Source organism: Microvirga sp. jy35, assembly GCF_056148915.1.
Genome location: NZ_JBWBEW010000050.1, coordinates 21,058 through 29,725, shown reverse-complemented (window position 1 = coordinate 29,725; position 8,668 = coordinate 21,058). Strand labels below are relative to the sequence as shown.

The following is an 8,668-nucleotide window of genomic DNA, read 5'->3' as shown; positions in this document are numbered from 1 at the left end:
CGCCCAGGAGCTGTCGCGCCACTCCAGCGACCTCGCCCACGAAGTCGCCAACTTCCTCACAAACGTCAAAGCCGCTTAAAAGGCCGGGAAGCTGTCCGCGCCCGATCCGGGCCTGCCCCACGCAGCTCGCATTCTGGATGACAGAGTTTTCTCAAGCAGGAGCCGCTGGAAACGGCGGCTCCTTTGCTTTTGATGGCCTGGGCGTCCTGACTTCCGCCAGACTAGCGCTCCGTCAGCTTCAGCTCGATGCGCCGATTGCGGGCATAGGCTTCTTCTGTCGTGCCGTTGTCCAGCGGCTGGAACTCCCCGAAGCCGGCGGCGGCGAGGTGCTGGGGCTGGATCCCCCGGGCGATGAGAGCCTGCACCACGGCGATGGCGCGGGCGGACGAGAGGGCCCAGTTCGACGGGAATTGCGGGGTGTTGATGGGCCGCTGGTCCGTGTGGCCGTCGACCCGGATCACCCACGGGATGTCGGGCGGAACCTGGCGCGCGAGTTCGGTGAGGGCGCTGGCGATGCGATCGATCTCGCCGGAGGCCTCGGGGCGCAGGAACGCCTGGCCGGCCGGGAAGAGAACCTCCGACTGGAACACGAAGCGGTCGCCGACGATGCGCACATCCGGGCGGTTGCCCAGGATCTGGCGCAGGCGCCCGAAGAAGTCGGAGCGATAGCGGGCGAGTTCCTGCACCCGCTGGGCCAGCGCCACATTGAGGCGGCTGCCGAGGTCGGCGATGCGGGCCTGGCTCTCCTTGTCCCGGTTCTCCGATGCTGCAAGCGCTTCTTCCAGAGCTGCGAGCTGACGGCGCATGGCGGCGATCTGCTGGTTGAGGATCTCGACCTGACTCAGCGCCCGGCCCGTGGTCTGGCGCTCGGTCTCGAGCTGCGTGTTCAGCTGCTCGGCCTGGACCTGCGCCGCGCCGCCGCTGTCGAGGAGGCCCTGGAGGCGCGCCCGCTCGGCCTCGTTGGCCCGCAGGGTGGTTTGGAGCGACGTGACCGTCTCTTCGATGGTGCGCCGGCTCGAGCGTTCGAGGGAGAGGAGATCGGTGAGTTCGGCGATCTGCCGGTTCAGCCGGTCGAGCACCGTGTCGCGGCCGGACAGCTCGCGCGACAGGAAGAACTGGCCGACGGTGAAGACGGAGATCAGGAAGATGATGGCGAGCAGGAGGGTGGACAGGGCGTCCACGAAGCCCGGCCAGTAGTTGATCTGGCCCCCGCGCCCGCGGCGGCGCCCGCCTGCGGATGAGACCGGCATCAGGGCAGCCTTTCACGGGAGAGGCGGTCGAGCACCTGCTTCAGCTCCTTCTCGCGGGCGGCCTGGGCCTCCACCCAGTCGCGGATCATCTGCTGCTCCGCCCGCATGTGCTGCACGAGGCCCTGCACGCCCTCCGCCAGGTTCGCCATGGCCTGGGTGGCCGCCCGCCCGCCCCCGCCGTCGTTGACGGCGGCGGTGAGCCGGTTGAGGGCGAGGGCCAGATCCGGCGTGGCGCCGGTGCGTAAGGTAGGTTCGGCCGGGGTATCCATGGTGGAGGTGGCGAGCCAATCCTCCAGCTCCGTGTAGAAGCGGTTCTGCGCCTGACCGGCCTGAAGGTCGAGGAAGCCGAGGACGAGGGAGCCCGCGAGGCCGAACAGGGAGGCCGAGAAGGACAGGCCCATGCCCTGGAGCGGGCCGGCGAGCGAGTTCTTGAGCTCGTCGAAGAGAACCGCCGAATCCTGGCCCGTGCGCAATGACGAGATGATGCGGCCGACCGAGCCCACCGTGTCGATGAGGCCCCAGAAGGTGCCGAGCAGGCCGAGGAAGACCAGGAGGCCGGCGAGGTAGCGCACGATCTCGCGGCTCTCGTCGAGCCGGGCGCCGATGGAATCGAGGACCGAGCGGGTGGCCGCGACGGAGAAGCCGGACTGGCCCGGCCTGCTCCCCAGGAGGGCGGCCAGCGGTGCAAGCAGCACCGGCGGAGTAGGGGCGACCAGCCCTTCCTCGCTCTGCCGCAGGGTATTGACCCAGCGCACCTCGGGCCGCAGGCGCCAGACCTGCCGGATCGCCAAGGCGATGCCGATGAACATCACGCCCAGGATCAGGGCATTAAGGCCTGGATTGGCTTGGAAGGCCTCCCAGATCTGCCGGTAGAGGATGAAAGCGACAAACCCTGCCAGAATGAGGAAGACCGCCATGCGGATCAAATAGATCCGCGGTGGGGTAAGGGGTTGGTCCGCCATCGTTATCCTGTGCATTCGTGCTTCGGGACTAACCCAATGTGACCGCGCCGGTCCGAAGGATCAAGCGCGACCATGGGTTCCTTAACCCGGCACGAACAGAAATATCAGCCCGGACCTATCCCTTGGCCTTCTTCAGGAGCTTGAGGAGTTCCCGCTGCATGATCTCGTTGCCGCAGGCGATCGAGCCCTTGGCCATCGGGTCGCTGCCGCCGTCCGCGTCGGACACGAAGCCGCCCGCCTCGCGGACCATGAGAATACCGGCGGCCATGTCCCAGGAGTTCAGCCCGCGCTCCCAATAGGCGTCGAACCGCCCGCAGGCCACATAGGCCAGGTCGAGGGCCGCCGCGCCCCAGCGGCGCATGCCGCCCACATAGCCCATGACGGCGGCGGTCTCGCGCAGGAAGAGCCCATGGTCGCCGCGGCCGATATGGGGCAGCCCGCAGGCCACCACCGCATCGGCGAGATCGCCGCGGGCCGCCACGCGGATGCGGCGGTTGTTGAGATAGGCGCCCTTGCCGCGCTCGGCGATGAAGAGCTCGTCCTTGGCCGGATCGTAGATCACGCCGGCGACGATCTGGCCGTCGCGCTCGAGACCCACCGAGATGGCGAATTGGGGCAGGCCGTGCAGGAAGTTCGTGGTGCCGTCCAGCGGGTCGATGTGCCAGCGGTGGCTGGTGTCGGTGCCAACGATGACCCCTTCCTCCTCCATGACGAAGCCGTAGCCGGGGCGGGACTTCTCCAGCGACTCGCGCAGGATCTTCTCCGCCTTGCGGTCGGCGGCGGACACGAAGTCGCCCGGACCCTTGCGGGAGACCTGCAGGTTCTCGACCTCGCCGAAATCGCGCTTGAGCGAGCGTGAAGCCTTCATCACGGCATCGGTCATAACGGTCATGAGGGGCGAGCGGATCATCGTACAGGTCCTGACAAAGAGCGGTTTTCAAAGAGGAAGGTGGTCGATGGACCACGGAGGGGGGAACGTCAAGCCCTTGCTTGCTTCATCGGTCCTGTGGGGCAAACGCAGGGGCCGAAAAGATGATCCCAGAGAATCCTGCATTTGGTGAGGTCAGTTGCGCGGCAGTCTCCCTCTCCCTGAGGGAGAGGTGAAGGCTGCGGCATTCCAGAATGTTTCAGCGCATGCCGAGGCGCTCGGCCGCCAGCTTCTCGGCCCGGGTGCGCTCGTCGGCGGTGAGGTCCTTGAGCGCGTTGTCGAGCCAGGGATCGCTGAGCCCCTGGGCCGCCGCTAGGATATGCCAGGCTGCCGCGTCGATCTTGTTGGCCGGCACGCCCCGGCCGGCCACGAGGAGGCGGGCGAGGCGGTTCTGGGCGATGGCATTGCCCTTGGCAGCCGCGCGGCGGAAGGAGCGGGCGGCCTGGGACTCGCTTGCCGGGACCCCGTCGCCGTTGAAGAGCAGGATGGCGTATTCCACCTCGCCGACGGAGCTGCCGTTGCGGGCGGCGCGCTCGAACAGGCGCGCGGCCTCCGTGGCGTTGCGCTCGACGCCCCGGCCCTTGAGGTAGAGCACGCCCAGGGCATGCTGCGCATCCGGGATCTCCGCTTCGGAAGCCCTTTTCAGGAGCCCGACCGCCTTCTGAAGGTCCGCGTTCGCCTCGCTCGTGAGCAGGAGCAGGGCGAGGTTGTGGCTGGCGAGCGGGTTGCCCTTGGCGGCCGCTTCTTCCAGCCAAGTACGGCCCTGGCCTAAGTTCTTCGGCATGCCGCGCCCGTCGAGGGCCATGAGGCCCAGGGCCGCCAGCGCATGGGCATCGCCGCGCTGGGCCGCGAGCCGGTACCACTCGGAAGCCTTCTTCGGGTCTACCGTGACGCCGAGACCCTGGTTGTAGAGTTCGCCCAGCAGGGTCATGGCGGCGGCGTCGTTGTTGTTCCTCTCCAGCCGCAGGGTCGCCTCGCGGAATGCCGTCTGATAGAGGCCGCGCTGGTAGGCGCCATAGGCGAGATCGGGCTGTGCCGCCGCGCCTGCGGTGGCGGAGGCCAGCAGAAGCGCGCCGCCGATGATCCAGTGCAGACGCATCAGCGCGACGCCTCCTGGCGCTTGAGGATTTCGGCCGCGGCCTTCACCCCGGCGGCAGGCCCGTCCGGATGGGACCAGACCGCCTCACCCAGCGCCACGAACTCGGCGTTCGTCGCAGCAAGGGGCTCGACCGCCTCGAGGCTCGGGGCATAGGCCGCGCAGGGCGTCTCGAAGATCTCCGCCCACCACGAGGCCCGCTCCACCACGCTCTCAAGAGAGGGGAGGGACCCGTCCGGGCGCGGTTCGCCGAAGAGCAGGTAGTCGACCCCAATCTCGCCGAGCGTCATGGCATCGTCCTTGGTGCGGATGGCGCCGACGCCGATGGCGCGCTCTGATTTCAGGCGATCCCGCAATTCGCGTGCAAGCGCCGGATCTCCCGCGATGTGAACCCCGTCGGCCCCGCCGCGCGCCGCGATGGTGGCGAGATCCGCCTTGGCCTCCGTGGTGACGATGACGGCCGCTCCATGCTCCTGGGCGGCGGGAGCGAGCGCCTTCACCTGATTGGTCAGGGTGCGCTCGTCGGCGGGTGCCAGCCGCAGCAGCACGGCGGCCACGGCTCCGGTCGCGCAGGCCTCGGCGAGGCGGGGCGCGAAGGAGGCATCCTCCAGAACGGGGGTGATGAGATAGAGGCGGGCGGCGGTATCGGCCATGGATCCAAGTCACGAGAAAGGAAGACAGCCTTCCCATAACGAAAACGGGGCCATCTTGCGAGGCCCCGCTTGTCGATCATGATTGAGGCGAATGTTGAGCGATCAATGGTGCCTCCAGTCCGGTCATGGCCGGGCTCGTCCCGGCCATCCCGATGCTGAAGAGCTCGCCGCCTCTCGAAACGAGATCACCGGCACGAGGCCGGTGATGACGTAGAGGGGTTGTCGAGAGGCGGGGCCCTCTCTACTCCGCCGCCTGGCGGGTCGCGCCGAAGGTCGGGTCGAGCTCGCCGGAGGCATAGCGCTTGGCCATCTCGGCCAGCGTATAGACCCGCTTGATCTTCGACGCCTGGCCGGCGGTGTTGAACTCCTGCAGGCGCTGCTTGCAGAGCTTCGTCATCGCCTCCATGGCGGGCTTCAGATACTTGCGCGGGTCGAACTCGCCCGGGTTCTCGGTGAGAACCTTGCGGATCTGGCCGGTCATGGCCATGCGGTTGTCGGTGTCGATGTTGATCTTGCGCACGCCGTGCTTGATGCCGCGCTGGATCTCTTCCACCGGCACGCCCCAGGTGGGCTTCATCTGGCCGCCGTACTGGTTGATGATGTCCTGCAGGTCCTGCGGCACCGAGGACGATCCGTGCATCACCAGGTGCATGTTCGGGAGCTTCTTGTGGATCTCCTCGATGATGTGCATCGCAAGGATCGCGCCGTCGGGCTTGCGGGTGAACTTGTAGGCGCCGTGCGAGGTGCCCATGGCGATGGCGAGCGCGTCGACCTTGGTCTCGGCCACGAACTTCACGGCCTCGTCGGGGTTCGTCAGCAGCTGGTCGTGGGAGAGCTTGCCCTCGGCGCCGTGGCCGTCCTCGGCCTCACCCTCACCGGTCTCCAGGGAGCCGAGCACGCCGAGCTCGCCTTCCACCGAGATGCCGCCGAGATGGGCCATCTCGACCACTTTCCTGGTGACGCCCACATTGTAATCCCAGTCGCCCGGAGTCTTGCCGTCCGCTTTCAGCGAGCCGTCCATCATCACCGAGGTGAAGCCGGCCTGGATCGCCGTCATGCAGGTGGCGGGCTCGTTGCCGTGGTCGAGATGCACGCAGACCGGAATCTGCGGGTAGATCTCGGTGACCGCGTCCATCATGTGCTTGAGCATGACGTCGTTGGCATAGGAGCGCGCACCGCGGGACGCCTGGATGATCACCGGGGCATCGACCTCGCCGGCCGCCGCCATGATCGCCAGCGCCTGCTCCATGTTGTTGATGTTGAAGGCAGGCACGCCGTAGCCGTGCTCGGCTGCGTGATCCAGAAGCTGCCTCATCGTGATGCGGGCCATTTGGTCCTCCGTATTGGTTTTGCTTTTAAACAGCGCAGAAGCTGAACCTCAGCTTAAGCCATCTAGAGCATCGGATCCAAAAGTGGATTCCACTTTTGGGATCAATCCGATGATCCACGTTTCGGGAGCGCATCGTGCAAGTGGAAACAGGGGCCGCTTGTCGCCTAGCGGAGTGGGTACCCACTCCGCCGGCTCGGGCCTCAGGCTCTCAGAGCTTCCACGCCCGGGAGCGACTTGCCCTCGAGCCATTCGAGGAAGGCGCCGCCAGCCGTCGAGACATAGGTGAAATCGTCCGCAACGCCCGCATGGTTGAGGGCCGCCACGGTGTCGCCGCCGCCGGCGACCGACACAAGCTTGCCTTCCTTGGTGCGCTGGGCCGCATGGCGGGCGGCCGCGACCGTGCCCTGATCGAAGGGGGCGATCTCGAAGGCGCCGAGCGGACCGTTCCAGACCAGCGTCGCCGCATCGTTGATGGCCGAATTGACGCGCTCGACCGACTGCGAGCCGACATCGAGGATCATCTGATCCTCGGGGATCGCATCGATGCCGTAGGTGTGGTTGTGGGCTCCCGCCTTGAACTCGTAGGCGCAGACGCCGTCGACGGGCAGGATGATGGCGCAGTTGGCCTCGCGCGCCTTCTCGATGATGCGCATGGCGGTGGCGGCGAGGTCCTTCTCGGCCAGGGACTTGCCGATGCCGAGACCCGCGGCGTGCACGAAGGTGTTGGCCATGCCGCCGCCGATCACGAGGGCGTCCACCTTGGACACGAGGTTCTCGAGCAGATCGATCTTGGTGGAGACCTTGGCGCCGCCCACGATGGCGACCACCGGACGCTTGGGCGCTTCCAGGCCCTTGGTCAGGGCGTCGAGCTCCGCCTGCATGGTGCGGCCGGCATAGCCGGGCAGCACGCGGGCGAGGCCCTCGGTGGAGGCGTGCGCGCGGTGAGCCGCCGAGAAGGCGTCGTTGACATAGAGGTCGCCGAGCTTCGCAAGGGCCTCAACGAAGGCAGGATCGTTCTTCTCCTCGCCCGCATGGAAGCGGGTGTTTTCGAGGAGGAGCACGTCGCCGTCCTTCAGGGCTTCGACGGCGCTGCTGGCTGCCTCGCCGATGCAGTCGTCGGCGAAGGCAACCGGCTTGCCGAGGTGGCTGGCGACCGCTTCCGCAACCGGCTTCAGGGATTCTTTGGGATCGCGTCCCTTCGGGCGGCCGAAATGGGCCAGAAGGATCACCTTCCCGCCCTTGTCGGCGATTTCCCGGATGGTGGGCAGGACGCGCTCGATGCGCGTCGCGTCCGTGATCCTGCCGTTCTCCATGGGGACGTTGAGGTCCACCCGGACGAGAACGCGTTTTCCCTTGACGTCGGCCTGATCGAGCGTGCGGAAGGCGGTCATTGAGGCAGCCTCCCTTAGATGAGCTTCGCCATGGCGACGGCGGTGTCCGCCATGCGGTTCGAGAAGCCCCACTCGTTGTCGTACCAGGACAGCACGCGCACGAAATTGCCTTCCATGACCTTGGTCTGGTCCAGATGGAACACTGAGGAGTGCGGATCGTGGTTGAAGTCCGACGAGACGTTGGGCTGGTCCGTGACGCCGAGGACGCCCTTCAGCTCCTGCGCGGCGGCGCGCCTGATTGCCTCGTTGATCTCCTCCTTGGTCGTCGCCTTCTTGGCCACGAACTTGAAGTCGACCACGGAGACGTTCGGGGTCGGCACGCGGATCGACGAGCCGTCGAGCTTGCCGTTGAGCTCCGGCAGCACGAGACCCACGGCCTTGGCGGCGCCGGTGGAGGTCGGGATCATGTTCAGGGCCGCCGCGCGGGCGCGGTACAGGTCCTTGTGCATCTGATCGAGGGTCGGCTGGTCGTTCGTGTACGAGTGGATCGTGGTCATGAAGCCCTTCTCGATCCCGACCGCATCGTGAAGCACCTTCGCCACCGGGGCGAGGCAGTTCGTGGTGCAGGAGGCGTTCGAGATGACCACGTGGTCCTTGGTCAGCTTGTCGTGGTTGACCCCGTAGACGACCGTCAGATCGGCGCCATCGGCAGGAGCCGAGACGATGACGCGCTTGGCGCCGGCGGTCAGATGCGCCGAGGCCTTTTCCTTGGAGGTGAAGATGCCGGTGCATTCCATGGCGATGTCGACGCCGAGCTCCCGGTGCGGCAGGGTCGCCGGATCCTTGATGGCCGTGACCCGGATCTTCTGGCCGTTGATGACGAGAAATTCGCCATCGACCGCGACGTCCGCCGGGAAGCGGCCATGGACGGAGTCGAAGCGGAGCAGGTGAGCGTTCGTCTCGACCGGGCCGAGATCGTTGATGGCCACCACCTCGATGTCCTTGCGGCCGCTTTCCACGATGCCGCGGAGGATGTTGCGTCCGATGCGACCGAACCCGTTGATCGCGACCTTCACCGTCATAGCTTTAGCTCCCTTGCGTAACGAGGCCTCAGTTCT

Annotated in this window: 8 protein-coding genes; all 8 read right to left on the bottom strand. The window is 66.8% G+C overall.

Going from position 1 to position 8,668, the window contains the following annotated elements; genetic code table 11:
- Positions 1-221 precede the first annotated feature (221 nt).
- Positions 222-1,250: a peptidoglycan -binding protein gene (locus tag AC0QTX_RS24210; RefSeq protein WP_474606364.1), complete on the bottom strand. Its 1,029-nt coding sequence runs from the start codon at positions 1,248-1,250 to the stop codon at positions 222-224.
- The gene (locus AC0QTX_RS24205; RefSeq protein WP_474606363.1) at positions 1,250-2,212 is read right to left on the bottom strand and encodes a flagellar motor protein MotA; all 963 of its coding nucleotides are present in this window, start codon (positions 2,210-2,212) and stop codon (positions 1,250-1,252) included. The genes AC0QTX_RS24210 and AC0QTX_RS24205 overlap by 1 nt, the downstream gene beginning before the upstream one ends.
- A 115-nt stretch (positions 2,213-2,327) precedes the next feature.
- A complete protein-coding gene (locus AC0QTX_RS24200; RefSeq protein WP_474606362.1) occupies positions 2,328-3,122 on the bottom strand; it encodes an inositol monophosphatase family protein in 795 nt (264 codons plus the stop codon).
- A 217-nt stretch (positions 3,123-3,339) separates the two neighbouring features.
- On the bottom strand, positions 3,340-4,239 hold the full coding sequence (locus AC0QTX_RS24195; RefSeq protein ID WP_474606361.1) for a tetratricopeptide repeat protein: 900 nt from the start codon (positions 4,237-4,239) through the stop codon (positions 3,340-3,342).
- Positions 4,239-4,889, bottom strand: a complete 651-nt coding sequence (locus AC0QTX_RS24190) for a thiamine phosphate synthase (RefSeq protein WP_474606360.1) — start codon at positions 4,887-4,889, stop codon at positions 4,239-4,241. Before AC0QTX_RS24190 ends, AC0QTX_RS24195 begins: the two co-directional genes overlap by 1 nt.
- Before the next feature lie 241 nt (positions 4,890-5,130).
- Positions 5,131-6,219 carry a class II fructose-bisphosphate aldolase gene (gene fba / locus AC0QTX_RS24185; RefSeq protein ID WP_474606359.1) on the bottom strand — a complete coding sequence of 363 codons (1,089 nt, stop codon included), beginning with the start codon at positions 6,217-6,219 and terminating at the stop codon, positions 5,131-5,133.
- Positions 6,220-6,419: 200 nt separating this feature from the next.
- The gene (locus AC0QTX_RS24180) at positions 6,420-7,610 is read right to left on the bottom strand and encodes a phosphoglycerate kinase (RefSeq protein WP_474606358.1); all 1,191 of its coding nucleotides are present in this window, start codon (positions 7,608-7,610) and stop codon (positions 6,420-6,422) included.
- A gap of 14 nt (positions 7,611-7,624) precedes the next feature.
- Positions 7,625-8,632 (bottom strand): type I glyceraldehyde-3-phosphate dehydrogenase, encoded by a 1,008-nt coding sequence (gap, locus tag AC0QTX_RS24175; protein WP_474606357.1) that lies wholly within the window; start codon positions 8,630-8,632, stop codon positions 7,625-7,627.
- Positions 8,633-8,668 lie beyond the last annotated feature (36 nt).

Bases quoted from the DNA above. Each gene is read 5' to 3' on its own strand.
- AC0QTX_RS24210 (WP_474606364.1), bottom strand. From the start codon at position 1,250: ATGCCGGTCTCATCCGCAGGCGGGCGCCGCCGCGGGCGCGGGGGCCAG.
- AC0QTX_RS24205 (WP_474606363.1), bottom strand. From the start codon at position 2,212: ATGGCGGACCAACCCCTTACCCCACCGCGGATCTATTTGATCCGCATG.
- AC0QTX_RS24200 (WP_474606362.1), bottom strand. From the start codon at position 3,122: ATGATCCGCTCGCCCCTCATGACCGTTATGACCGATGCCGTGATGAAG.
- AC0QTX_RS24195 (WP_474606361.1), bottom strand. From the start codon at position 4,239: ATGCGTCTGCACTGGATCATCGGCGGCGCGCTTCTGCTGGCCTCCGCC.
- AC0QTX_RS24190 (WP_474606360.1), bottom strand. From the start codon at position 4,889: ATGGCCGATACCGCCGCCCGCCTCTATCTCATCACCCCCGTTCTGGAG.
- fba (WP_474606359.1), bottom strand. From the start codon at position 6,219: ATGGCCCGCATCACGATGAGGCAGCTTCTGGATCACGCAGCCGAGCAC.
- AC0QTX_RS24180 (WP_474606358.1), bottom strand. From the start codon at position 7,610: ATGACCGCCTTCCGCACGCTCGATCAGGCCGACGTCAAGGGAAAACGC.
- gap (WP_474606357.1), bottom strand. From the start codon at position 8,632: ATGACGGTGAAGGTCGCGATCAACGGGTTCGGTCGCATCGGACGCAAC.